Consider the following 24,986-nt stretch of genomic DNA (forward strand, 5'->3'; position numbering starts at 1 on the left):
TCACGCCATGGGTGGCGCGGTGCTGGTGTAGCGGGCGGTGTTTGTGTGAACTCCACCAACTCCCCATCCGGGCCTTTGTCGTCGGCAGACGGTGATCGAGCGTTCACTCCTGGGCTACGGTCGGCCTGTCCCCACCGTCCCGACCTCCCGCGGAGTACCGATGAGCACTGCTGCCGCCCCCACCCGTACCGGAGCGGTCCTCGCCGACCTGCTGCCGGCCAGCCGCACCCGCGACATCGCGCTCGTGGTCGGCGGCGCCGCGCTCACCGGCATCGCCGCCCAGCTGTCCGTGCCGATCCCGGGCTCCCCGGTCCCGGTCTCCGGCCAGACCTTCGCCGCCCTCCTCGTCGGCACCGCGCTCGGCGCCCGCCTGGGCTTCCTGTCCCTCGCCGGGTACGCGCTCGCCGGCATGGCGGGCATGCCGTGGTTCGCCCAGGGCACCTCCGGCTACGGGATGCCGTCCTTCGGCTACATCCTCGGCATGCTGCTCGCCGCGACCGTCGTGGGCGCGCTCGCCCGGCGCGGTGCGGACCGCTCGGTGCTGCGCATGGCGGGCACCATGGCGGTCGGCTCGCTGATCATCTACGCGGTGGGCGTGCCGTACCTGGCCCTCGCGACCGGGATGTCCCTGTCCCAGGCCGTCGCCGTGGGCCTGGTGCCGTTCCTCGTCGGCGACGCCGTGAAGGCCGCCCTCGCGATGGGCGCGCTGCCCACCGCCTGGAAGTTCGCCGGCCGCCGCGGCTGACGCCCCGCCGCCGTACGACGAAGGCCCTCCGTCCACACGCCGTGGACGGAGGGCCTTCGTGCGGTGTGCGTCAGACCCGCTCGGCGGACCTGCGGCTGAACTGCAGCGCCACACCGATGGCCACGACGACCGCCGCGACGAGCACGGACAGCAGCACGACCTTGCGGTTGGCGTCGTCGAAGAGCATGTAGCCCAGCACGAACACGATCATCGCCGCGGTCGCCCACGTCAGGTACGGGAACAGCCACATCCTCACGGTGACCTTCTCCGGCACCTCCCGCATCAGGATCCCGCGCATCCGCAGCTGGGTGAAGCAGATCACCAGCCAGACGAACAGCGCCACGGCACCCGACGAGTTGAGCAGGAAGCTGAAGACGGTGTCCTTGAAGGCGTAGTTGAAGTAGACCGCGATGAACCCGAAGGCCACCGAGGCCCAGATCGCCGCCGTCGGCACGCCCTTGGCGTTGACCTTGGCGAACGCCTTCGGCGCGTCACCGCGCTCGCCGAGCGAGAACGCCATGCGCGAGGCCGTGTACAGGCCCGAGTTCAGGCACGACAGCACCGCCGTCAGCACGATGACGTTCATGATCTGGCCGGCGTGCGGGATGCCGATGGAGTCCAGCGCCGCGACGTACGAGCCCTTCTTCACGATCGACGGGTCGTTCCACGGCAGCAGCGTCAGGACCACCAGGATCGAGCCCAGGTAGAACACGGCGATACGCCAGATCACGCTGTTGGTGGCCTTGGTCACCGCCCGGCGCGGGTCCTCGGACTCACCGGCGGCCAGCGTGACGATCTCGCTGCCCATGAACGAGAAGACGACCATCAGCACACCGGTCAGGACGGCCCCGGCACCCATCGGGAAGAACCCGCCCGCGTCCGTCAGATGGGCGAAGCCCGCACCCGGGTTGTCCGAGCCCGGCAGCAGCCCGAACACCGCGAGCAGACCGATCACCACGAACGCGCCGATGGCGACGACCTTGATCCCGGCGAACCAGAACTCGAACTCGCCGTACGACGACACCGAGGCGAGGTTCGTCGCCGTCAGCACGACCATCACGATCAGCGCCCACGCCCACTGCGGCACGGCCGGGACCCAGCCCTCCAGGATCACCGCGCCGGCCGTCGCCTCGACCGCGAGCACCACGACCCAGAAGAACCAGTAGAGCCAGCCGATGGAGAAGCCCGCCCAGCGGCCGGCGCCCGGTCGGCGTACGCGGAGAACGAGCCCGAGTTCGGGCTGGCGGCGGCCATCTCGCCGAGCATCCGCATCACGAAGACGACCAGCGCGCCCACGAGGACGTACGACACGAGGATGGCGGGACCGGCCGCGGCGATACCGCCGGACGAGCCCACGAACAGGCCGGCGCCGATCACTCCGCCAATGGCGATCATGGACAGGTGGCGGTTCTTGAGCCCGGCCTGGAGACCGGCGGGGGACTGCGAAGTACCGGGTTCGCCGGTCTTTTCGCCTTCCTTCACCAGGTTCATCTGGGAGGACATTGGCTGAATCCTTACTTCGGGGGTGCTCGGGTCACGAGCGCAGGCATTGAACCCCGACCCCGTCCGTGGTCGAAAGCCCCCGAGCCCGGATCGTTGTACGCATCACGTGCGAACCACCCCCACCGGCCACCCGCGGGCACCCTCCGTGTCACACTCGGAACCATGCGCGTGTACCTCGGCTCGGACCATGCCGGCTACGAACTCAAGAACCACCTCGTCGAGTGGCTGAAGGCCCATGGCCATGAGCCCGTCGACTGCGGACCGCACATCTACGACGCCCAGGACGACTACCCGCCGTTCTGCCTGCGCGCCGCGGAGCGGACCGCCGGGGACCCCGACGCCCTCGGCATCGTGATCGGCGGCTCGGGCAACGGCGAGCAGATCGCCGCCAACAAGGTCAAGGGCGTCCGTGCCGCCCTCGCCTGGAGCGAGCAGACCGCCGCCCTCGGCCGCGAGCACAACAACGCCAACGTCGTCGCCATCGGTGGCCGGATGCACTCCCTGGAGGACGCCACCAAGTTCGTCGAGGTGTTCCTCGCCACCCCGTACTCGGGTGACGAGCGCCACACCCGCCGGATCGACATGCTCTCCACGTACGAGACGACCGGCGAGCTGCCGCCCATCCCGGCCCACCACCCGCAGCAGGACTGACCCCCCGTCACCGTGCCGCCGGCCCCCTCGGGGACCGGCGGCACCGCCGCGCCACCAGGAGACCGACGCCGTGCCCGAAGGGCATACGATCCACCGCCTCGCCCAGGACCACCTCGTCCGCTTCGGCGGCGAGCGCGTCGGCGCGAGCAGCCCCCAGGGCAAGTTCTCCGACGCGGCCGCCCTGCTGGACGGCCAGGTGTTCGAAGGCGTCGACGCGCACGGCAAGCACCTGTTCCTCGGCTTCGGCGACACCGGCTGGGTCCACATCCACCTCGGCCTCTTCGGCAAGCTCGGCTTCGGCACGGCCCCCGCGCCCCCGCCCACCGACACCGTCCGGCTCCGCCTCACCGGCGGCGGCCACTACGCCGACCTGCGCGGGCCCACCACCTGCGCCCTCATCACCGAACCCGAGAAGCGGGCGATACACGACCGGCTCGGCCCCGACCCGCTGCGCGACGGCGACGACCCGGACAAGGCGTGGCGGCGCATCGCCCGCTCCCGCACCACGATCGCCGCCCTCCTCATGGACCAGAAGGTCATCGCCGGCGTCGGCAACGTCTACCGCGCCGAGGTCCTCTTCCGGCACGGCATCGACCCGTACCGGCCCGGGAAGGACCTCACCGAGGCCGAGTGGACCGCGATCTGGCACGATCTCGTCGCCCTGATGCGGGAAGGCGTCCGCAACAACCGCATCGACACCGTCCGCCCCGAGCACACCCCCGAGGCGATGGGCCGCCCGCCGCGCGTCGACGACCACGGCGGCGAGGTCTACGTCTACCGCCGGGCCCGCATGGCCTGCCACATCTGTGGCGGCGAGATCCGCACCGCCGATCTCGCCGCCCGCAACCTCTTCTGGTGCCCCGGCTGCCAGCAGGCCTGAACCCCCGCACCCGGGCAGCGGCGCGGCACTAGAAGCCGTGCGGCACCCACGGCGCCACCGCCGAACCGAACGCGAGCGACGCCTCCGCCAGCGCCCCCTCCCGCAGCTCCCGCACCCGCCCCGCCGCCGCCAGCGCGTCCAGCGCGAAGCCGCCCAGGTACACCGCCCCCAGGTCCCGGACCGACAACGCCACATCGGCGGCCGCGTCCGTACGCCGGCACACCGCACCCCCGGCGTCCCCGGTCAGCCGCCACCGCCCCGCGTTCCACGGGCAGAAGGCGTCCGCCACCTCCAGCACCACGTCCACCGGCGCCCGGTACGTCCGCGCCTCCAGCGCCGCCCCCACGTCCACCAGCCGCACGTACAGCCCGTCCCGCAGCGAGGGGCGGCACCGCCGCAGGTCCGACACCAGGTGCTGCCACGCGTCGTCCACGGGCCGGTCCGGCATCCGGACCGACGACGTCAGATCGATACCGAACAGGTAACGGCACAGCGCCGCGTACGCCGCCGGGTCCAGCGCCCCCAGGTGCGGCACCTCGACCACACCCGCCGGCCCCGCCTCGTCCCACTTCGGCCGCACCCGGTACAGCGCGTACCCGGCCACCTCACCGGCCCGCTCCGCCAGCACGCACACCAGCGGCGACGCGCCCTCCCGCTCCGACGGGGGATCCAGCAGCGGCAGCCGCTCCCAGCCCGGCCGGCGGGCCAGCATGCCCGGCCGCACCCCGGCACCAGCCGCGCGTACAGCCTCGCACGCCCCCTCGCGTCCGCGGGCGCCGCGAGCCGGAGCCGTACGTCATCCGTCCCCTCCGGAACGGACAGCCGGACCCGCGTCGTGTCGATGTCCGCCCACAGCCGCCGCGTCGCCATGCCGTAACCGAACCGGCCGTAGATCTCCTGCTCCGACGCCCTCAGCACCGCCAGCGGCTCACCCGCCGCCCGCACGTCGTCCAGCTGCCGCCGCATCATCGCGGTGAGGATCCCGCGCCTGCGGTGCGTAGGCGCCACGCTCACCATCGTCACGCCCGCCGCGGGCACCAGCGCGCCGCCCGGCACCGAGATCCGGAACGAGAACGCCCCGGTCGTGCCCACGCACAGGTCCCCGTCCCAGGCCCCCAGCGAGCGCTCCACCTCGGTCAGCGCGTCCCACAGCTCCCGCTCCTCCGGGGCTTCCGGAACGCCCCCGAAAGCCAGTTCCAACTGCCCGTACCAGACATCCCACTCGGCCGGGCGCAGCACCCGTAACTCAGTCGCCATGGGCCATGCGTACCAGGGCTCCGTCCACCCGGGCGACCCGATTTCGAACGAATGTCACGGGGGTCCCCCTGCGCGCGGCGGCGAAGGGTGGATAGGGTCCAGGCCAATGGCCCGAAGCACACGACTCGACGCGTTCACGGCCCGGTTCCGGAAGTCGGCCCACCGGGCCCGCGTCGCGCTGCGCAAATCCGCCGTCGACTACTTCCGCGGCGACGGCTCCGACTGGGTCGCCCTGGCCGGACTCCTGCTCACCATCCCGGCGATCATGCTGGCCACGCTCGCCACCCCCGTGTGGTGCGCGCCCGAGGCGCTGGTCCTGCCCATCGTGGCCGGCGGCCTCCTGCTCCGCCCGGCCAGCCTGCTGGGCCTGTACGCCACGGCGGCGGGCGCCCTGATCGTCGAGTCCGCGGTGCTCGGCCCGTACACCGAGGGCGCCGCCCGGGTCACGCCCGGCACGGTCCTCGTGGTGGCCGCGTGCGGACTGTCCGGACTGCTGATCGCCCAGTTCCGCGCCCGCGTCGGCGTGCCGTGGCGACGCGGCGGCACCATGCTGTTCGACCTGCGCGAACGCATCCGCGCCCAGAGCGCCCTGCCCTCGCTGCCCAAGGGCTGGCACCGCGAGATGGCCCTGCGCCCGGCCGGCGGCCAGTCCTTCTCCGGCGACTTCGTCGTCGCCGCCCGCACCAACGGCGGCCGCACCCTGGAGGTCGTCCTCACCGACGTCTCCGGCAAGGGCATGGACGCCGGCTCCCGCGCCCTGCTGCTGTCCGGCGCGTTCGGCGGCCTGCTCGGCTCCCTGCCGCCGCACGGCTTCCTCCCGGCCGCCAACGGCTACCTGCTGCGCCAGGACTGGGACGAGGGCTTCGCCACCTCCATCCACCTGGTCCTCGACCTGGACTCGGGCGACTACGAGCTGCTGTCGGCCGGCCACCTGCCCGCGCTCCAGCTCCACGCCGGCAGCGGCCGCTGGGAGGAGAAGGACGCCGACGGGCCCCTCCTGGGCGTGTACGACGGCGCCGAGTTCCACCCGGTCAAGGGCACCCTGCGCCCCGGCGACGTCCTGATGCTCTTCACCGACGGCCTCGTGGAGGCCGCCGACCGGGACATCACCGAGGGCATCGACCGCCTCACCGGCGAGGCCGACCGCTATGTCGCCTCCGGCTTCAACGGGGCGGCCTGGCACCTGATCGAGGCCTGCGCCAAGGACGTCAACGACGACCGGGCCCTCCTGCTGATCTCCCGCGAGGGCTGACCGCCGCCCGGGGCGACCCGTACAGTCGCCCCATGCCGCAGCCGCACCTCACCCTCGACCAGGTCGAAGCCCTCGCCCGGGAGGCCCACGCCGGGCAGACCGACAAGGCCGGCCGGCCCTACGCCGAGCACCTGCGGGCCGTCGCCGACGGGGTGCGGGCGCGCGGTGGGAGCGACGCGCAGATCGCCGCGGCCTGGCTGCACGACGCGGTCGAGGACGACGCCCTGTCCCGGGAGTGGCTGGCCGCGGCCGCCCTGCCGCAGGAGGTCAAGGACATGGTCCTGGCCCTCACCAAGCGGCCCGGCGAGGACCTCGCCGGCTACACCGCCCGTATCCTCGCCGTCCCCGGCGCCCGCCTCGTCAAGGAGGCCGACCTGGCGCACAACGCCGACCCGGACCGTCTCGCCGTCCTCGACGAGCCGACCCGGGCCCGGCTGACCGCCAAGTACGCCCGCGTCCGGGCGCTCCTGGGCCTCAGCGGCGACTGACCGCGGCCTGCGCGGGCACGGTCACCGGCGCCGCCGCATCCGCCGGGCACCGTGCGTCCGGCCGGCGGAACGCCCACTCCAGGGGTGGCTCGACCACCCAGCGCAGCGCCCGCCGCACGGGCGGGGTGCACAGCAGCGTCACCCCGACGGCCGCCACCACGGTCAGGCCCACCCGGCCCCACGGCGTCAGCAGCACCCCGTACGTGGCGTCGAGACCCCAGTACGGGACGGCCTTCGCGGCGAAACCGTGCAGCAGGTAGCCGCAGATGCTGCCCGCGCCCAGCACCGTGAACCACGTCCGCCGCGCCGGCACCAGCGCCAGGAACGCCGCCGTCAGCACCAGCGCGCACGCCCCCAGCACGACCGTCGCCACCGGCCCCGCCCACCAGGCGGCGTCCAGCTCCTGCGCGCTCGTGCTGCGGTAGAACCAGCCCATCCGCAGCGACGGCGCCACCGCGTACGCCAGGGCCGCCGCACCCACCAGGACCGGCACGGCCAGCACCCGCACCGCCCGCCGCCGCACCATCCGGAAGTGCTCCTCGCGCAGCGAGAGACCCAGCACGAAGAACGGCAGGAACTGCAGCACCCGTTGCAGGTCGAGGTCCTGCCCGATGCCCGGCGTCAGCGACGCCAGCGCCGCGATCAGCACCGCCACCGGCAGCGGGTACCGCAGGGCGCGCCACAGCGGCGTGGACAGGCGCCAGAGGAACAGCGCCACGAGGAACCAGGTCAGATAGATCGGGTCGGTGAGCGAGAAGGCCTGCCAGGGCGCGTCGTCCGCCCAGCGTCGGTAGAGCGTGTACGCGACCTCGAAGACCAGGTACGGCACGACGACCCCGCTCACCAGCCGCCGCAGCTGCTCGGGGCGGGCGGTGAAGCCGCGCGAGAAGTACCCGGAGATGATCACGAACGCCGGCATGTGGAAGGTGTACACGGCCATGTAGAGCGCGCGTGTGGCACGGCTGCCTTCCATGATCGGCTCCCACGCGTGGGCCACGGCGACGAGCACGATCGCCAGGTACTTGGCGTTGTCGAAGTAGGGGTTCCGGACCATTCGCGGCACCCTACGGACCCACCGGCACACCATCAATTGCCCGGAATGCCCGGGAAAATCCCACATCCCAATGTCGCAAAAGGGATTTACCGCCCGCCTTGTGGCCGACTTGCGGGTGTCGTGAAAGGACCCTGCGACGACCTGGGCGATTTCGTTGCGGAATGTCCCGGACTCCTGACCGTGATCCGTCACAGGGCAGCAGTGGAGGGGCTGTTGATGGCACGATGGAGCGGGCGGGGGGTGCCGGGCCGTGTGCCCCCGGGCCGTCCGGACGGACCGACCGAGGGTGGGATCAGTTGTGGCCATTTCGCTGTCCGTGGTGCTGCTGTTGGCGATCGTGCTCGTGGTGATGATCCGCGGCGGCTCGATCAAGGCCGGGCCGGCCGTCGTCGCCGCCCTCTTCGGTTTCTTCCTGGCCGGATCGGGCCTGGGCCCGACCATCACGAACGTGCTCAACGAGGTGGCCTCCTCGATCAGCAAGATCAGCTTCTGAGGCGGCACGGGCGGGAGAACGACTCCGGCCCGGCCGGGTGACGGATCACCCGGCCGGGCCGGACAGTGGAGCGGGCGACGGGAATCGAACCCGCGTAGCTAGTTTGGAAGACTAGGGCTCTACCATTGAGCTACGCCCGCAAGCAGTGCACCGCAGGTCACACCTGGCGCGACGGCCGCGGCACGTAGAGCATCGTAGCGGGTCCGGGCCGTTCGCCGCACACCCCTTAATGTGCCGACGGAGCGCCCGCGGCCATGTACCCTACGTGTCGCACCGACGGGGTGTGGCGCAGCTTGGTAGCGCGTCCGCTTTGGGAGCGGAAGGCCGTGGGTTCAAATCCCGCCACCCCGACCACCTCATGCGCACCACACGCAACCAAGATCACGTTGTGGGGGCCGTACCGCTTGCGGTTACTATGCAAGCTGCGTGCCCGTGTGTCTCTCTGACCGGGCCGATCCGCTGGGCCGCCGACCACGTGGGCCCCAGCTGAAACCCAGAATCAGCCACCAAGGAGACCGAACCGTGAAGAGCGCCGTGGAGACCCTGAACCCGACCCGGGTTCGGCTCACTGTCGAGGTGCCCTTCGAGGAGCTCAAGGCCAGCCTCGACGCGGCGTACAAGAAGATCAACCAGCAGGTCACGGTCAAGGGCTTCCGCAAGGGCAAGATCCCGGCCCGTGTGATCGACCAGCGGTTCGGCCGTGGTGCGGTGCTGGAGGAGGCCGTCAACGACGCCCTGCCGAAGCTCTACACCGAGGCGGTCAACGAGGCCGACGTCAACCCGCTGGGCCAGCCCGAGGTCGACATCACCGAGCTGAAGGACGGCGAGCTGCTGGCCTTCACCGCCGAGGTCGACATCCGCCCGGCCATCGAGATCCCGGACTACTCCGGCATCGAGATCACCGTCGACGCCGTCGAGGTCACCGACGAGGACGTCGAGAAGTCCGTGGAGCAGCTGCGCGAGCGCTTCGCCTCCACCTCCCCGGTCGAGCGCGCCGCCGCCGAGGGCGACGTCGTGACGATCGACCTCGAGGCCAAGGTCGACGGCGAGGTCCTCCCGGACGGCGTCGCCAACGGCGTGCAGTACACGATCGGCTCCGGTGAGCTGCTGGACGGCATCGACGAGGCCGTCACCGGCCTGGAGGCCGGCGGCGAGGCCACCTTCACCTCCACGCTGAAGGGCGGCTCCGCCGAGGGCAAGGACGCCGAGGTCACCGTCAAGGTCACCGCCGTCTCCGCCCGCGAGCTCCCCGAGCTGGACGACGAGTTCGCCCAGATGGCGAGCGAGTTCGACACCCTCGACGAGCTGAAGGCCGACAGCCGCAAGCGCCTCGAGAACATGAAGCAGTACGACCAGGCCACCCAGGCCCAGGAGCGCGTCCTGGACGAGCTGCTGAAGCTGGTCGAGGTCCCGATCCCCGAGAAGCTCCTCGAGGACGAGATCAACACCCGCAAGCACAACCTTGAGCACCACCAGCTCGGCCAGATGGGCCTCACGCTGGAGAAGTACCTGGAGATCCAGGGCAAGACCGTCGAGGAGTTCGACGCCGAGACCAAGGAATCCGCGGTCAAGGGCATCAAGACCCAGTTCATCCTCGACGAGCTGGTCTCCAAGGAGAAGCTCAACGTCAACCAGGACGAGCTGACCGAGCACCTGATGCGCCGCGCCGCGTCCTCCGGCATGAGCCCGGACCAGTTCGCCCAGGCCGTCGTCCAGGGCAACCAGGTCCCGATGCTGGTCGGCGAGGTCGCCCGCGGCAAGGCCCTGGCGCTGGTCGTCGAGGCCGCCAAGGTCGTCGACACCAACGGTGAGCCGGTCGTCATGGACGACGACGAGGAGGAGGCCGCCGAGGCCGCCGAGACCACCGAGGCCGCCGCCGAGACGGCCGAGGAGAAGCCCGAGGCCTGAGCCTCGCGCTGATCTTCACGGCGGGCTCCGGACGCAGCGTGCGCCCGGAGCCCGCCGTCGTATCCGTGGCACCCCGTGCCCGGCCCGCACGGGCCAACTACCTTGCGCTCCCAGCGAACAGTTCGGGAACCGGGATGGCGTTGTCCTACCTGCGCGTTAGGGTCCATGAATACGAGGGCAGGGGAGTACCCGCCCCCAGTACGACAGACGCTGAGACGGCCGCAGCCGTCAGAGACGAGCAGGTGGATACGTGACGAATCTGATGCCTTACGCCGCGGGTGAGCCGTCCATCGGTGGTGGCCTCGGCGACCATGTGTACAACCGGCTGCTCGGCGAGCGCATCATCTTCCTCGGCCAGCAGGTCGACGACGAGATCGCCAACAAGATCACCGCGCAGATGCTGCTCCTTGCCGCCGACCCGGACAAGGACATCTTCCTGTACATCAACAGCCCCGGCGGTTCGGTGACGGCCGGCATGGCGATCTACGACACCATGCAGTACATCCCGAACGACGTCGTCACCATCGGTATGGGCATGGCGGCCTCCATGGGCCAGTTCCTGCTGACCGGCGGCACCGCCGGCAAGCGCTTCGCGCTGCCCAACACCGACATCCTGATGCACCAGGGCTCCGCCGGCATCGGCGGTACGGCCTCGGACATCAAGATCCAGGCCGAGTACCTTCTCCGTACGAAGAAGCGCATGGCCGAGATCACCGCGCACCACTCCGGTCAGACCGTGGAAACGATCATCCGTGACGGCGACCGCGACCGCTGGTTCACCGCGGAAGAGGCCAAGGACTACGGCCTCATCGACGAGATCATCTCCGCGGCTTCGGGCGTCCCGGGCGGCGGCGGCACCGGCGCCTGACACCGCCGCACCGCACCAGCCAAGCCCCACCGCCCCCAGCCCCGCCGAACGCCACCAGGATGGTGAACACCCCATGAGCAACTTCTCCGCGAGCGGCCTCTACACCGGCCCGCAGGTGGACAACCGGTACGTCGTCCCCCGCTTCGTCGAGCGCACCTCCCAGGGCGTGCGCGAGTACGACCCGTACGCGAAGCTCTTCGAGGAGCGCGTGATCTTCCTCGGCGTGCAGATCGACGACGCCTCCGCCAACGACGTCATGGCGCAGCTGCTGTGCCTGGAGTCGATGGACCCGGACCGCGACATCTCCGTCTACATCAACAGCCCCGGTGGCTCCTTCACCGCGCTGACCGCGATCTACGACACGATGCAGTTCGTGAAGCCGGACATCCAGACCGTCTGCATGGGCCAGGCGGCCTCCGCCGCGGCCGTGCTGCTCGCCGCCGGCACGCCCGGCAAGCGGATGGCCCTGCCGAACGCGCGCGTGCTGATCCACCAGCCGTCCGGCGGCACCGGCCGTGAGCAGCTCTCCGACCTGGAGATCGCGGCCAACGAGATCCTGCGCATGCGGACGCAGCTGGAGGAGATGCTCGCCAAGCACTCCAGCACGCCGATCGAGAAGATCCGCGACGACATCGAGCGCGACAAGATCCTCACGGCCGAGGACGCCCTGGCGTACGGTCTGATCGACCAGATCGTGTCGACCCGCAAGAGCACGGCGGCCGCGGCGGCCTGACGCTCGACCTTCCCTTGGCACGGGCACAAGGGACGTCCCGTCCATGTGAACCGTGCCAAGGGGGCCCGAACAGGGGCCCCGGCAAGGTACCGTCGGATATGAGGCACCAGGAGCCGGCTGCACCAAGCCGCTCCCAGGCGAAGGGGAAGCACCTCGTGGCACGCATCGGTGATGGCGGCGACCTGCTCAAGTGCTCGTTCTGCGGAAAGAGCCAGAAGCAGGTGAAGAAGCTCATCGCGGGCCCCGGTGTGTACATCTGCGACGAGTGCATCGACCTCTGCAACGAGATCATCGAAGAGGAGCTCGCGGAGACGAGCGAGGTCCGGTGGGAGGAACTCCCCAAGCCGCGCGAGATCTACGAATTCCTGGAGGGGTACGTCGTCGGGCAGGAGCCCGCGAAGAAGGCCCTCTCCGTCGCGGTGTACAACCACTACAAGCGCGTCCAGGCCGGCGAGAACGGCGGCGCGCAGGGCAGGGACGACGCGATCGAACTCGCCAAGTCCAACATCCTGTTGCTGGGCCCCACGGGCTCCGGCAAGACTCTGCTGGCCCAGACGCTCGCCCGTATGCTCAACGTCCCCTTCGCCATCGCCGACGCGACGGCGCTGACGGAGGCGGGCTACGTCGGCGAGGACGTCGAGAACATCCTGCTGAAGCTCATCCAGGCCGCCGACTACGACGTCAAGAAGGCCGAGACGGGCATCATCTACATCGACGAGATCGACAAGGTCGCCGTAAGAGCGAAAACCCCTCGATCACCCGCGATGTGAGCGGCGAAGGCGTCCAGCAGGCCCTCCTGAAGATCCTCGAGGGCACCACGGCGTCGGTGCCCCCGCAGGGCGGCCGCAAGCACCCGCACCAGGAGTTCATCCAGATCGACACGACGAACGTGCTGTTCATCGTGGGCGGCGCGTTCGCCGGCCTGGAGAAGATCATCGAAGCGCGGGGCGGCGCCAAGGGCATCGGCTTCGGCGCGACGATCCGCTCCAAGCGCGAGATCGAGGCCAGCGACCAGTTCCAGGAGGTCATGCCGGAGGACCTGGTGAAGTTCGGGATGATCCCCGAGTTCATCGGCCGTCTGCCGGTCATCACCTCCGTGCACAACCTGGACCGCGAGGCGCTGCTGAAGATCCTCGTCGAGCCGCGCAACGCCCTGGTGAAGCAGTACCAGCGGCTGTTCGAACTCGACGGCGTGGAGCTGGACTTCGACCGCCCCGCCCTGGAGGCCATCGCCGACCAGGCGATCCTCCGCGGGACCGGCGCGCGCGGCCTGCGCGCCATCATGGAAGAGGTCCTGATGTCGGTGATGTACGAGGTCCCGTCCCGCAAGGACGTCGCCCGCGTCGTCATCACCGAGGACGTCGTCCACAACAACGTCAACCCGACGCTGGTGCCCGGGTCGTGAAGGACCAGGGCCGCCACGAGAAGAGCGCCTGACCGCACGCACGACGAAGGGGCGCCCCGCTCAGCGGGGCGCCCCTTGCGTGTGGTCCGGGACCGGTCCCGGACCTCTCATCAGGCCTTCGTACGGGCCGTCTTGTACAGCTCGGCGGCCAGCTTGGCCACCTCGTCCTTCGACGCGCCGGCGCCGCCCGTCATCATCTGCGACGCGTGCATCACGGACACCGAGCCATGGTGCCGAAGTCGGCCCAGGCGCACACGGGCACGAGGACCGGCTTGTTGGTCAGGCCCTCGGTGTCGCCCTTGAACGTGAACTCGGCCTGACGGCACTTCATCAGGGCGCCCTCGAAGCCCGCCGGGGTCACTTCCTCGGCGCTGCCGATGAACTTGATCGACAGATCCTCGTCCTCGCCCTCCTGCACCTTGTTGAAGTGCCCGTCGAGCGCCTTCTCCGGGTCGCTGATCTCGCCCCACAGACCGCTCAGCGTCAGCATCTTCTGCTGCATCGGGTTGCTCTTGTCGCCCGACTGGTACTGGACGCCGAGCTGCTGCGGGTTCTTGATCCCGAGCGCCTCGGCCTCCTTCTTGTCCTTGTCGGACAGCGTGCTCGACCCGCTGCCCTCGCTCTTCTTGAACTCGCCGACGCTCTCCGGAGCGGTCAGCTTGTACCCCTTGGTGTCCGCGGCGACCGCACCGTTGCCGCTGCCGCCGAACACGAAGTACGCGCCGACCGCCAGCGCGACGACGACCGCCGCCGCACCGATGATCACGCCCGCCTTGCTCTTCTTCGGGGCTGCGGCGCAGGAGCGCCCGGGTAGCCGCCGGGGGCCGCGCCGTAGGGCGGCTGCTGCGGGGGCTGGCCGTACGGCTGCGGAGCCTGCTGCGGGTAGCCGTAACCCGGCTGGGGCTGCGGGGCCTGCTGCGGGTAGCCGTAACCGGGCTGGGGCGCCTGCGGCGGCTGGCCATAGGGGCCCGGCTGGCCGTAAGGGCCCGGCTGACCGTACGGCCCGGGCTGCTGAGGCTGTCCACCGTACGGGCCCGGCTGCTGGTAACTCATTAAGGGGTTCCCCTCCAGATGTTTATGTCTCCCACACATCCTGGCCGAAAGGGCGTTCCCGTGGGGCAGCGGGGGTCACACCGTTACCGAACATTCCCGTTTCAGTACGGGCCTGTGACACCTCTAAACTGGCCCCGTGACCGAGAACACTCAGCAGCAGCCAGCATCCGTCCCCGAACTGCCGACCCAGTACGCGCCGGCCGAGGTAGAGGGGCAGCTGTACGAGCGCTGGGTAGAGCGCGGTTACTTCACGGCGGACGCCACCAGCACCAAGCCCGCGTACACCATCGTCATCCCCCCGCCGAACGTCACCGGCAGCCTCCACCTGGGCCACGCCTTCCAGCACACCCTCATGGACGCCCTCACGCGCCGCAAGCGCATGCAGGGCTACGAGGCGCTGTGGCTGCCCGGCATGGACCACGCCGGCATCGCCACCCAGAACAAGGTCGAGCAGCAGCTCGCCGAGGAGGGCAAGTCCCGCCACGACCTGGGCCGCGAGGAGTTCGTCCAGCGCGTCTGGAAGTGGAAGGAGGAGTACGGCGGCAAGATCCTCGGCCAGATGCGCCGCCTCGGTGACGGCGTCGACTGGAGCCGTGAGCGCTTCACCATGGACGAGGGCCTGTCCCGGGCCGTCCAGACCATCTTCAAGCGGCTCTACGACGACGAGCTGATCTACCGCGCCGAGCGCATCATCAACTGGTGCCCCCGCTGCCTCACGGCCATCTCCGACATCGAGGTGGAGTACCAGGAGGACGACGGCGAGCTGGTCTCCATCAAGTACGGCGAGGGCGAGGACACCCTGGTCGTCGCCACCACCCGCGCCGAGACGATGCTCGGCGACACCGCCGTCGCCGTCCACCCCGACGACGAGCGCTACAAGCACCTGGTCGGCAAGCGCATCAAGCTGCCGCTGACGGACCGTACGATCCCCGTCGTCGCCGACACGCACGTCGACCCCGAGTTCGGCACCGGCGCCGTCAAGGTGACCCCGGCGCACGACCCGAACGACTTCGCGATCGGCCAGCGCCACGGCCTGGAGTCCATGACGATCATGGACGAGCGCGGAGTCATCACCGTCCACGGCCCGTTCCAGGGGCTCGACCGCTTCGAGGCCCGCGACGCCGTCGTCGGCGCGCTGCGCTCGCAGGGCCGGATCGTCGCCGAGAAGCGGCCGTACGTCCACTCCGTCGGCCACTGCTCCCGCTGCAAGACCACCATCGAGCCGCGCCTGTCGCTCCAGTGGTGGGTCAAGGTCGAACCGCTCGCCAAGGCGGCCGGTGACGCCGTCCGCGACGGCCGGGTCGCGATCCACCCCGAGGACATGTCGAAGCGCTACTTCGACTGGGTCGACAACATGCACGACTGGTGCATCTCGCGCCAGCTGTGGTGGGGCCACCGCATCCCCGTCTGGTACGGCCCGAACGGCGAGGTCGTCTGCGTCGGACCCGACGACGAGCCGCCGGCCGGCGAGGGCTGGACCCAGGAGACCGACGTCCTCGACACGTGGTTCTCCTCCGGCCTGTGGCCGTTCTCCACGCTCGGCTGGCCGGAGCAGACCCCGGACCTCGACAAGTTCTACCCGACCGACGTCCTGCTCACCGGCCACGACATCATCTTCTTCTGGGTCGCCCGGATGATGATGTTCGGCCTGTACGCGATGGACGGCGAGGTCCCGTTCAGGACGATCGCCCTCACCGGCCTCGTCCGCGACGAGCGCGGCAAGAAGATGTCGAAGTCCTTCGGCAACGTCGTCGACCCGCTCGACTGGATGGACGCCTACGGCTCCGACGCCGTCCGCTTCACCCTCGCCAAGGGCGCCAACCCCGGCACCGACGTGCCGATCGGCGAGGACTGGGTCCAGGCGTCCCGCAACTTCGCCAACAAGATCTGGAACGCCACCCGCTTCGCGCTCATGAACGGCGCGACCGTGGAGGGCCCGCTGCCGGACGCCTCGCAGATGTCGGCGGCCGACCGCTGGATCCTGTCCCGCCTCAACAAGACGGTCGCCGAAGTCGACGCCTACTACGACGACTTCCAGTTCGCCAAGCTCAGCGAGGCGCTGTACCACTTCGCCTGGGACGAGGTCTTCGACTGGTACGTCGAGCTGTCCAAGACGACGTTCTTCGAGGGCGGCGAGCAGGCCCGCGTCTCCGCCCGCGTCCTCGGCGAGGTCCTGGACGTGATGCTGCGACTGCTCCACCCGGTCGTCCCGTTCGTCACCGACACCCTGTGGACCACGCTCACCGGCGGCGAGTCGCTCGTCGTGGCCGACTGGCCGACGGACAGCGGCTTCCGCGACGAGGCCGCCGAGCAGGAGATCGAGCTCGTCCAGCGGGTCGTCACCGAGGTCCGCCGCTTCCGCTCCGACCAGGGCCTCCAGCCCGGCCAGAAGGTCCCGGCCCGCCTGGACCTGGCCGGCACGCCGCTGGCCCCGCACGAGCCGGCCATCCGTCAGCTGCTGCGCCTCCAGCCGGAGGGCGAGGGCTTCCACGCCACCGCCTCCCTGCCGGTCGCCGGCGCCACGGTCGCGCTCGACCTGTCGGGCACGATCGACGTCGAGGCGGAGCGCAAGCGCCTGACGAAGGACCTGACCGGCGCCGAGAAGGAGATCGCGCAGGCCCGGGCGAAGCTCGGCAACGAGGCGTTCCTCGCGAAGGCACCCGACCACGTCGTGGAGAAGATCCGCACGCGGCTGGCGAACGCGGAGGCGGACCAGGAGCGGATCACGGCCCAGCTGGCGGCCCTGCCGCAGGCGTGAGCCGGCCCCCGCACACGCGGGGGTGAGACGAGGGCCCCGGAACCCGCCCGGTTCCGGGGCCCTCGTCGTGCCTGCGGGCCGGCACCGGGCGTTGTCGTACGCGGTCCGTAGACTGGACCGCGTGAGTGAGCAGCCCCCGTCCAGCGACCACCCGGACAGCGACGACTTCGACGAGATCATCGAAGCCGAGACCACCAGAGACCCCGACCTGGCGGTGATCGAGGCCGGCAGCCGTACGCTGCGCGCCCAGGCCGGACCGCCCCAGGGCGACCCCCTGCCGGCGCGGCCGGCCGACCCGGAGGTCGACCGGGCGCTGCGCGCGGTCGAGGAGGACCTGTCGACCCGCTGGGGCGAGACCAAGCTGGAGCCGTCCGTCACGCGGATCGCCGCACTGATGGACGTCCTCGGCGAGCCGCAGCGCTCCTACCCGTCCATCCACATCACGGGCACCAACGGCAAGACCTCCACGGCCCGCATGATCGAGGCGCTGCTCGGCGCGTTCGAGCTGCGCACCGGCCGGTACACCTCGCCGCACGTCCAGACGATCACCGAGCGGATCAGCCTGGACGGCGCCCCGATCAGCGCCGAGCGGTTCATCGAGACGTACGAGGACATCAAGCCGTACATCGAGATGGTCGACTCCCAGCAGGACTACCGGCTCTCCTTCTTCGAGGTCATGACCGGGATGGCCTACGCCGCCTTCGCGGACGCGCCGGTCGACGTGGCCGTGGTCGAGGTCGGCATGGGCGGCACGTGGGACGCGACGAACGTGATCGACGCGTCCGTCGCGGTCGTCACGCCGATCTCCCTGGACCACACCGACCGGCTCGGCTCGACGCCCGCGGAGATCGCCGGCGAGAAGGCCGGGATCATCAAGCAGGGCGCGACCGTCGTCCTGGCGCAGCAGCCGGTGGACGCCGCTCAGGTCCTGCTGAAGAAGGCCGTCGAGGTCGACGCGACCGTGGCCCGCGAGGGCATGGAGTTCGGCGTCGTCTCCCGCGAGGTCGCCGTCGGCGGACAGCTGCTGACGCTGCGCGGACTCGGCGGGGAGTACGAGGAGGTCTTCCTCCCGCTGTACGGCGCGCACCAGGCGCACAACGCGGCCGTGGCGCTCGCCGCGGTGGAGGCGTTCTTCGGGATCGGCGCGCAGCACGCCCGGCCCCTGGACCTGGACACCGTCCGCAAGGCGTTCGCCTCGGTGTCCTCGCCGGGCCGTCTGGAGGTCGTGCGCCGCAGCCCCACCGTGGTGCTGGACGCCGCACACAACCCGGCCGGCGCCCAGGCGGCCGCGGAGGGCATCAGCGAGGCGTTCGGCTTCTCGCGGCTGATCGGTGTGGTCGGCGCGAGCGGCGACAAGGACGTGCGCGGCCTGCTGGAGGCCTTCGAGCCGGTCTTCGCGGAGGTCGTCGTCACGGCGAACTCCACGCACCGGGCGATGGACCCCGACGCGCTCGCGGCCGTCGCGGTGGAGGTCTTCGGCGAGGACCGCGTGGTGGTGGAGCCCCGCCTGGACGAAGCGCTGGAGGAGGCCATCACCCTGGCGGAGGAAGAGGGCGAGTTCGCCGGCGCGGGCGTCCTGGTGACGGGTTCGGTGATCACGGTCGGCGAGGCCCGGCTGCTGCTGCGCGGAAAGGGCTGAGGGCCGTATGCGTACGCTCTGTGCGTCCACCCTGATCGGTGAGTTCTTCGTGATCGGTTTCGCGGGGCTCGTCGCGATGAAGGACGACTCGCTCACCATGACCACGGTGTGGACGGTGTGCGGGATCGCCATGCTGCTGTCGGTGCTGCTGTGCGGGATGATCACCCGGCCGGGCGGGGTCCAGCTGGGCTGGGTGCTCCAGGTGGCCCTGATCGCCAGCGGCTTCGTGGTGCCGCTCATGTTCTTCCTGGGCGCGGTCTTCGCGGGCCTGTGGTGGGCGTCGATCCACTTCGGCCGCAAGATCGACGAGGCGAAGGCGAAGTGGGCGGCGGCCGCCGAGGCCGAGGCGGAGACACCGACGGCATAGCCCGATTGTCGGTGCGGCGTGCTCCAATGGGAGCTGCACCCGGGTCGGCGCTCCCCGCACACGCGGGGGTGACCCCGGCTTGCCCTTGTGCTCGCCGTCATGCTGGTCGTGCTCCCCGCTTCAGCGGGGGTCGTCTAGGGACGGCCCGGGTGCCACATCGGCCGTCACAACCGGTAACCTCTGCCGGAACCGCACACCTCCCCGGCCGCAAGGAGCCGTACATCATGACCCAGCGCACCCTCGTCCTCCTCAAGCCGGACGCCGTCCGACGCGGCTTGGTCGGCGAGATCATCGGCCGTATCGAGCGCAAGGCCGGCTGGAGCATCACCGCGCTGGAGATGCGCACGCTGGACCGGGCCCTTCTGGAGCAGCACTACGCCGAGCACATCGGGCGCCCTTTCTACGAGCCGCTCGTCGCCTTCATGGCCTCCGGGCCCGTCGTCGCGCTCGTCGTCGAGGGCGAGCGGGTCATCGAGGGTGTCCGCCAGCTGGCCGGTCCGACGGACCCGATCGCCGCGGCGCCCGGCTCCATCCGGGGCGACTTCGGCACCATCGTCCGCGAGAACCTGATCCACGCCTCGGACTCCGAGGAGTCCGCCATTCGGGAACTGAAGATTTTCTTCCCCGGGATTTCCTGACCTGGCGTCAGCCATACAGCGCTCATGACCTGGGGCGACCGAAGGAATTTCGGTCGCCCTTCGGCATATGACGGGGGCGGCGGGAACGCATCCGTCCGACACCTCGTCACCTATACAGAGGCGGACCACCGCGCCGTGTTCGCGTAGGCGGCACTACGATGGAATCCTCCGCTCCACACGATCCAGCGCGCCGTCCTGAGAAGCCGTCAACGCTCTATTGGGAAGGCCCGACGCATCCTCATGGGAAACAAGGGGAACTCAATGTCGTTCATCGGCCGTGACATGGCTGTCGACCTCGGGACCGCCAACACGCTGGTGTACGTCAGGGGTCGCGGCATCGTCCTCAACGAGCCTTCGGTCGTCGCCATCAACACCAACACCGGTGGCATCCTGGCGGTCGGCGCGGAGGCGAAGAAGATGATCGGCCGGACCCCCGGCAACATCGTCGCCGTCCGGCCGCTGAAGGACGGCGTGATCGCCGACTTCGAGATCACCGAGCGGATGCTGCGCTATTTCATCCTGAAGATCCACAAGCGGCGCTATCTGGCCCGTCCCCGGGTCGTCGTGTGTGTGCCCTCCGGCATCACGGGCGTCGAGCGCCGTGCGGTGATCGAGGCGTCCACGCAGGCCGGCGCCCGCCAGGTGCACATCATCGAGGAGCCCATGGCGGCCGCGATCGGCTCGGGCCTGCCCGTCCACGAGGCCACCGGCAACATGGTGGTGGACATCGGCGGCGGCACCACGGAGGTCGCCGTGATCTCCCTCGGGGGAATCGTCACGGCACAGTCCATCCGTGTCGCGGGCGACGAGCTGGACAACGCGATCATCCAGCACATCAAGAAGGAGTACAGCCTCCTCCTCGGTGAGCGCACCGCCGAACAGATCAAGATCACCATCGGTTCGGCCCATGACCTGGGCCAGGACGAGCACACCGAGATCCGCGGCCGCGACCTGGTCTCCGGACTGCCCAAGACCGTGGTCATCTCGGCCGCCGAGGTCCGCAAGGCCATCGAGGAGCCGGTCAACGCCATCGTCGACGCCGTCAAGACGACCCTCGACAAGTGCCCGCCGGAGCTGTCCGGCGACGTCATGGACCGCGGCATCGTCCTGACCGGCGGTGGTGCCCTGCTCCGCGGCCTCGACGAGCGGCTCCGCCGGGAGACCGGCATGCCCATCCACATCGCCGAGGACCCGCTCGACTCGGTGGCGCTCGGCTCCGGCAAGTGTGTCGAGGAATTCGAGGCGCTCCAGCAGGTCCTCGACGCCCAGCCCCGCAGATAACGCGTCACGATCAGCCGTACGGGTGTAGTCGGACCCGTACGGCTGATCGTTGGTATAACGGCACAAACATTCCTATCGAGGAAGGCACGGCCGCCCCACGTGAGGGACACGAAAGAGAGCCGGCTGCTTCTGGCGTTGCTGGTCGCCGTCGCGTTCGCGCTGATCACGGTGGACATCCGCGGCGGTGAGGAGTCTCCCGTCGACGGAGCGCGGCGGGCCGCCGCCACCGTGTTCGGCCCGGTCGAGAACGCGGTCGCGACGGCGGTCGACCCGATCGGGAACGCGATCGGGGCCGTACGGGACTCCGGCGAGCGCCACAGCCGCATCGCACAGCTCGAACGCGAGAACGCCGAACTGAAGGCCAAGCTCGGCAGCGACGACCGCAACCGCAACCGCGCCCGCTCGCTCGACAAGCTGCTCAAGACGGCCGGCGCCGGTCAGTACGGCATCAAGGCGGCCGAGGTCATCGCCATAGGATCCGCGCAGGGCTTCTCCTGGACGGTGACCATCGACGCCGGCTCCGAGGACGGCATCGAGCGCGACATGACCGTCCTCAACGGCGACGGCCTGGTCGGCCGGGTCACCACCGTCGGCCCCTCCACCTCCACCGTCCTCCTCGCCAACGACCCCGACTTCACGGTCGGCACCCGGATAGAGCGCACCGACGAACTGGGCTTCGCCACCGGCCAGGGCGACCGGCCGCTCTCCGTGCAGCTCCTCAACGGCAAGGCCAAGGTCAAGGCCGGTGACCGGCTCGTCACCTTCGGCTCCCAGGCCGACAAGCCGTTCGTGCCCGGCGTCCCCGTCGGCGAGGTCATGCGCGTCGACCCCTCCGGCGGCGACCTGACCCGCCGGCTCTTCGTCCGCCCGTACGCCGCCTTCAGCCGCCTCGACATCGTCGGCGTGGTCGTCCAGGCACCCCGCACCGACCCCCGCGACATGGTCCTGCCGCCCAAGCCGAAGCCCGCCCCGACCGTCACCGTCACGGTCACGCCGACGCCCACCGACGGCGCCACGCCGGACGGGCAGCAGGAGGGCCTGGCGGGCGACGCGGAGCCGGAGACGAACGCACGGACCGACGAGCAGGACCAGGAGTAGTCCCATGCGCTTCAACCGGATGCTGCTCTCCGCCACCCTCGTCGTCGTCGCCCTCGTCGTCCAGGTCTCCGTCCTCTCCCGCCTCCAACTGCCCGGCGCCGTTCCCGACCTGGTGCTCCTGACCGTCCTCGGCCTGTCCCTCGTGTACGGGCACGTCAGCGGCGCCCTCATCGGCTTCGGCGCCGGCCTGCTCGCCGACCTCGCCCCGCCCGCCGACCACGCCGCCGGCCGCTACGCCCTCGTCCTGTGCGTCATCGGCTACCTCGCCGGCCTCGCCAAGCCCGACAACGGCCAACTGCGCTCCGCCGTCGGCCCCATGGCCATGGTGGTCGGCGCCGCGATCGGCTCGACCCTGCTGTACGCGGGCGTCGGCGCCCTCGTCGGCGACACCGGGGCCCGCCACGTCGGCCTGCCGTCGCTCATCCTCACGGCCGTCGTCTACGACCTGCTGCTCGCGCCGTTCACCGTGCCGTGGATCATGGCGCTGGCCCGGCGCGCCGACAACGACCCGCTCGCCGAGTCCACCGGAGGCGCCACCGACGTGTCCTCCGGGTGGATGGCCTCCGGCACCGGACTGCGCATCGGGAGCCAGCGCAGCGGCGGACTGCGGGGCGGGCTGCGCGCCAAGGCCGCCCGCAGCAGGGCGGCCCGCGCCGGACGCATCAAGGGGGTCAAGCGGCTGTGAACGCACCACGTCGTGAAGGGGAGGCGTCGTGAGCAATATTCCCGAGACCGGCCGGACGCCGCGCGTCCAGATCCGGCTCGTCGTCATCCAGGTCCTCGTCTTCTCCCTGCTGTTCACCCTCGGCGGCCGCCTCTGGTACCTCCAGATCCGCAACGGCCAGGAGTACACCGACGAGGCGCGCAACAACCACGTCCAGCAGGTCGTCCAGCCCGCCGTCCGCGGCTCCATCCTCGACGCCCGCGGCGTGCCCCTCGCCGACAACGAGACCCGCCTCGTCGTCTCCGCCTCCCGCACCGCGCTCATGCGGATGAAGGACCGCGGCAAGGGCGTCCTGACCCGCCTCGCCGGCGTCCTCGGCATGACGCCCAAGGAGGTCATGGACAAGGTCCGGCTCTGCGACTCCAAGACCCCGCAGCCCTGCTGGAACGGCTCCCCGTACCAGCCGATCCCCATCACCGACGAGGCCACCACCCAGCAGGCCCTCCAGATCCGCGAGCGCGCCGAGGACTTCCCCGGCATCACCGCCGAACCCACCGCCGTACGCCGCTACCCGGCCCCCGGCCTCGCCAAGACCTCCCAGGTCCTCGGCTACCTCTCGCCCGTCACCGACGAGGAGATCGAGAAGGCGAAGGACACCAACTCGCCGTTCCTCCGCTCCGACCAGGTGGGACGTTCCGGCCTGGAGCGCACCTACGACAAGGTGCTGCGCGGCAAGGCGGGCGTCACGCGCTACGAGGTCGACAACCTCGGCCGGGTCCTCGGCCAGGCGGAGAACGACCCTCCCCGCCCCGGTTCCAACGTCGTCACCTCCATCGACGCCCGCGTGCAGGCGGTCGCGGAGCACGAACTCCACGAGGCGATGAAGGCGGTACGGAAGGAGACCGACCGGGTCACCGGCCGCCCGTACAAGGCCGACGCGGGCGCCGTCGTCGTCATGGAGTCCAAGACCGGCCGCGTCGTCGCGATGGCCTCCCAGCCCGACTACGACCCGAACGCCTGGGTCGGCGGCATCTCCGGCAAGGAGTACGCCCGGCTGACCAGCAAGGGCTCCAACTACCCGCTGCTCAACCGGGCCATCCAGGGCCAGTCACCCGCCGGCTCCGTCTTCAAGGTGGTGTCCGCGAGCGCGGCCGTGCGCGCCGGCTACCCCTTCGACGGCCTCTACAACTGCAGCAGCTCCTACAGTCTCGGCGGGCGCAGCTTCGCCAACTTCGAGTCCAAGGGGCACGGCCCCATCTCCCTCGGCGACGCCCTCAAGTTCTCCTGCAACACCGTCTTCTACGCGCTCGGCCACAAGGAGTGGCAGCGCGACGGCGGCCTCAAGCCGCACAAGAACGCCCACGACTGGTTCTACCGGACCGCCCATGACTTCGGGTTCGGCTCCGAGACCGGCATCGACCTGCCGAACGAGGTCACCGGCCGCATCCCGGACCGCCAGTGGAAGCAGAAGTTCTGGGAGGCCAACAAGGACGCCTGGTGCAAGCAGGGCAAGAAGGGCGGCACGTACGTCGAGCAGATCGCGTACGAGAGCTGCCTCGAAGGCAACCAGCTGAAGGCCTTCGACAGCATCAACTTCGCCATCGGCCAGGGTGACGTCCTCATCACGCCCATTCAGCTGGCCACCGCCTACTCCGCCATCAGCAACGGCGGCACGCTCTTCGAGCCCACCATCGGCAAGGCCGTGATCAGCCCCGACGGCAAGAAGATCGAGGAGATCACACCCAAGGCCCGTGGCAGGCTGCCGATCGACGCCCAGACTATCCGCGACATCGACAAGGGCCTGCTCTCCGTCGTCGAACCCGGAGGCACCGCCGCCTGGCGGTTCACCCAGGTCGGCTGGCCCCAGGACAAGATCCCGCTGCGGGCCAAGACCGGCACCGCCCAGGTCTACGGCAAGCAGACGACCTCGTGGTTCGCGACCTACACCGAGGACTACACGATCGTCATGACGATCTCCCAGGGTGGTACGGGCTCCGGCGCCTCCGGCCCCGCCGTGCGCAACATCTACGACGCGATCTACGGCCTCGACGACGAGGGCAACCAGGACCTCAAGCGGGCCCTGCTGCCGAAGCCGCAGAAGGGCCTGCCGAAGATCCTCCCGGACGGCTCCATCGACGCCCCCACCATCAGGCCCTACGACCCCGAGTCGCAGAAGCCCGAGAAGGAGGGCGAAGGGGAGGACGGACAGCCGGGCCTCGCCGGCCCGCCGCCCGTCTGGAGGGACTGACCC

Annotated in this window: 20 protein-coding genes, 2 tRNA genes and 3 pseudogenes; 19 read left to right on the forward strand and 6 right to left on the reverse strand. The window is 70.3% G+C overall.

All coding sequences use genetic code 11. From position 1 onward, the window contains the following. Positions 1–160: 160 nt before the first annotated feature. The gene (locus tag ABEB09_RS22410) at positions 161–745 is read left to right on the forward strand and encodes a biotin transporter BioY (protein ID WP_345691703.1); all 585 of its coding nucleotides are present in this window, start codon (positions 161–163) and stop codon (positions 743–745) included. Between the two features lie 70 nt (positions 746–815). Here ABEB09_RS22410 and ABEB09_RS22415 read toward each other — a convergent pair. Continuing rightward, positions 816–2,248, reverse strand: a pseudogene (locus ABEB09_RS22415) (amino acid permease). Between the two features lie 162 nt (positions 2,249–2,410). Between ABEB09_RS22415 and ABEB09_RS22420 the strand changes: the two are divergent. Both ABEB09_RS22420 and ABEB09_RS22425 read left to right on the forward strand, forming a co-directional pair. Further along, positions 2,411–2,899 carry a ribose-5-phosphate isomerase gene (locus ABEB09_RS22420; protein WP_345691704.1) on the forward strand — a complete coding sequence of 163 codons (489 nt, stop codon included), beginning with the start codon at positions 2,411–2,413 and terminating at the stop codon, positions 2,897–2,899. A gap of 70 nt (positions 2,900–2,969) precedes the next feature. Then, positions 2,970–3,779 carry an Fpg/Nei family DNA glycosylase gene (locus tag ABEB09_RS22425; protein WP_345691705.1) on the forward strand — a complete coding sequence of 270 codons (810 nt, stop codon included), beginning with the start codon at positions 2,970–2,972 and terminating at the stop codon, positions 3,777–3,779. Positions 3,780–3,807: 28 nt separating this feature from the next. Here the strand turns inward: ABEB09_RS22425 and ABEB09_RS22430 are convergent. Continuing rightward, positions 3,808–5,036, reverse strand: a pseudogene (locus ABEB09_RS22430) (GNAT family N-acetyltransferase). A 106-nt stretch (positions 5,037–5,142) separates the two neighbouring features. On the opposite strand from ABEB09_RS22430, the gene ABEB09_RS22435 reads away from it, so the two are divergent. Further along, a complete protein-coding gene (locus ABEB09_RS22435) occupies positions 5,143–6,288 on the forward strand; it encodes a SpoIIE family protein phosphatase (protein ID WP_345691706.1) in 1,146 nt (381 codons plus the stop codon). A gap of 32 nt (positions 6,289–6,320) precedes the next feature. Next, entirely contained in the window at positions 6,321–6,776 is a 456-nt protein-coding gene (locus tag ABEB09_RS22440) for an HD domain-containing protein (protein ID WP_345691707.1), read from the forward strand. Here ABEB09_RS22440 and ABEB09_RS22445 read toward each other — a convergent pair. Next, positions 6,763–7,830 carry an acyltransferase family protein gene (locus ABEB09_RS22445; protein WP_345691708.1) on the reverse strand — a complete coding sequence of 356 codons (1,068 nt, stop codon included), beginning with the start codon at positions 7,828–7,830 and terminating at the stop codon, positions 6,763–6,765. The two genes, ABEB09_RS22440 and ABEB09_RS22445, sit on opposite strands and share 14 nt — an antisense overlap. Before the next feature lie 298 nt (positions 7,831–8,128). Here ABEB09_RS22445 and ABEB09_RS22450 point away from each other — a divergent pair, with 298 nt between their 5' ends. Further along, a complete protein-coding gene (locus ABEB09_RS22450) occupies positions 8,129–8,323 on the forward strand; it encodes a hypothetical protein (RefSeq protein WP_345691709.1) in 195 nt (64 codons plus the stop codon). Positions 8,324–8,389: 66 nt separating this feature from the next. Here the strand turns inward: ABEB09_RS22450 and ABEB09_RS22455 are convergent. After that, a tRNA-Gly gene (locus ABEB09_RS22455) sits at positions 8,390–8,463 on the reverse strand. A gap of 137 nt (positions 8,464–8,600) precedes the next feature. On the opposite strand from ABEB09_RS22455, the gene ABEB09_RS22460 reads away from it, so the two are divergent. The 5 genes and pseudogenes from ABEB09_RS22460 to clpX all read left to right on the forward strand — a co-directional run bounded on the left by ABEB09_RS22460 (position 8,601) and on the right by clpX (position 13,237). Further along, positions 8,601–8,677, forward strand: a tRNA-Pro gene (locus ABEB09_RS22460). 168 nt (positions 8,678–8,845) lie between these two features. After that, entirely contained in the window at positions 8,846–10,231 is a 1,386-nt protein-coding gene (tig, locus tag ABEB09_RS22465; protein ID WP_345691710.1) for a trigger factor, read from the forward strand. A gap of 262 nt (positions 10,232–10,493) precedes the next feature. After that, a complete protein-coding gene (locus ABEB09_RS22470; protein WP_345694043.1) occupies positions 10,494–11,099 on the forward strand; it encodes an ATP-dependent Clp protease proteolytic subunit in 606 nt (201 codons plus the stop codon). Positions 11,100–11,172: 73 nt separating this feature from the next. Then, positions 11,173–11,832 (forward strand): ATP-dependent Clp protease proteolytic subunit, encoded by a 660-nt coding sequence (locus ABEB09_RS22475; protein ID WP_189536613.1) that lies wholly within the window; start codon positions 11,173–11,175, stop codon positions 11,830–11,832. 155 nt (positions 11,833–11,987) lie between these two features. Continuing rightward, positions 11,988–13,237, forward strand: a pseudogene (gene clpX / locus ABEB09_RS22480) (ATP-dependent Clp protease ATP-binding subunit ClpX). 211 nt (positions 13,238–13,448) lie between these two features. On the opposite strand, the gene ABEB09_RS22485 reads toward clpX, so the two are convergent. Next, positions 13,449–14,003 carry a hypothetical protein gene (locus ABEB09_RS22485; protein WP_345691711.1) on the reverse strand — a complete coding sequence of 185 codons (555 nt, stop codon included), beginning with the start codon at positions 14,001–14,003 and terminating at the stop codon, positions 13,449–13,451. Then, positions 14,000–14,290: a hypothetical protein gene (locus ABEB09_RS22490; protein ID WP_345691712.1), complete on the reverse strand. Its 291-nt coding sequence runs from the start codon at positions 14,288–14,290 to the stop codon at positions 14,000–14,002. Before ABEB09_RS22490 ends, ABEB09_RS22485 begins: the two co-directional genes overlap by 4 nt. A 136-nt stretch (positions 14,291–14,426) precedes the next feature. On the opposite strand from ABEB09_RS22490, the gene ABEB09_RS22495 reads away from it, so the two are divergent. The 8 genes from ABEB09_RS22495 (at position 14,427) to mrdA (ending at position 24,983) form a co-directional block, all read left to right on the forward strand. Next, positions 14,427–17,048 carry a valine--tRNA ligase gene (locus tag ABEB09_RS22495; protein WP_345691713.1) on the forward strand — a complete coding sequence of 874 codons (2,622 nt, stop codon included), beginning with the start codon at positions 14,427–14,429 and terminating at the stop codon, positions 17,046–17,048. Positions 17,049–17,169: 121 nt separating this feature from the next. Next, positions 17,170–18,687 carry a bifunctional tetrahydrofolate synthase/dihydrofolate synthase gene (folC, locus tag ABEB09_RS22500; RefSeq protein ID WP_345691714.1) on the forward strand — a complete coding sequence of 506 codons (1,518 nt, stop codon included), beginning with the start codon at positions 17,170–17,172 and terminating at the stop codon, positions 18,685–18,687. Positions 18,688–18,694: 7 nt separating this feature from the next. Then, positions 18,695–19,054 (forward strand): DUF4233 domain-containing protein, encoded by a 360-nt coding sequence (locus ABEB09_RS22505; protein WP_345691715.1) that lies wholly within the window; start codon positions 18,695–18,697, stop codon positions 19,052–19,054. A 224-nt stretch (positions 19,055–19,278) separates the two neighbouring features. Continuing rightward, complete coding sequence (gene ndk / locus ABEB09_RS22510) at positions 19,279–19,692, forward strand: nucleoside-diphosphate kinase (protein ID WP_345691716.1); 414 nt, start codon at positions 19,279–19,281, stop codon at positions 19,690–19,692. 261 nt (positions 19,693–19,953) lie between these two features. Continuing rightward, positions 19,954–20,973 (forward strand): rod shape-determining protein, encoded by a 1,020-nt coding sequence (locus ABEB09_RS22515; RefSeq protein ID WP_345691717.1) that lies wholly within the window; start codon positions 19,954–19,956, stop codon positions 20,971–20,973. A gap of 99 nt (positions 20,974–21,072) precedes the next feature. Then, positions 21,073–22,071, forward strand: coding sequence for a rod shape-determining protein MreC (mreC, locus tag ABEB09_RS22520; protein ID WP_345691718.1), 999 nt, complete (start codon positions 21,073–21,075; stop codon positions 22,069–22,071). Positions 22,072–22,075: 4 nt separating this feature from the next. Continuing rightward, a complete protein-coding gene (gene mreD, locus ABEB09_RS22525; RefSeq protein WP_345691719.1) occupies positions 22,076–22,756 on the forward strand; it encodes a rod shape-determining protein MreD in 681 nt (226 codons plus the stop codon). A 28-nt stretch (positions 22,757–22,784) separates the two neighbouring features. Continuing rightward, positions 22,785–24,983 carry a penicillin-binding protein 2 gene (gene mrdA / locus ABEB09_RS22530; RefSeq protein ID WP_345691720.1) on the forward strand — a complete coding sequence of 733 codons (2,199 nt, stop codon included), beginning with the start codon at positions 22,785–22,787 and terminating at the stop codon, positions 24,981–24,983. Positions 24,984–24,986: the final 3 nt, after the last annotated feature.

Origin of the sequence: Streptomyces coeruleoprunus (assembly GCF_039542925.1) — a bacterium.
Taxonomy (GTDB): Bacteria; Actinomycetota; Actinomycetes; order Streptomycetales; family Streptomycetaceae; genus Streptomyces; species Streptomyces coeruleoprunus.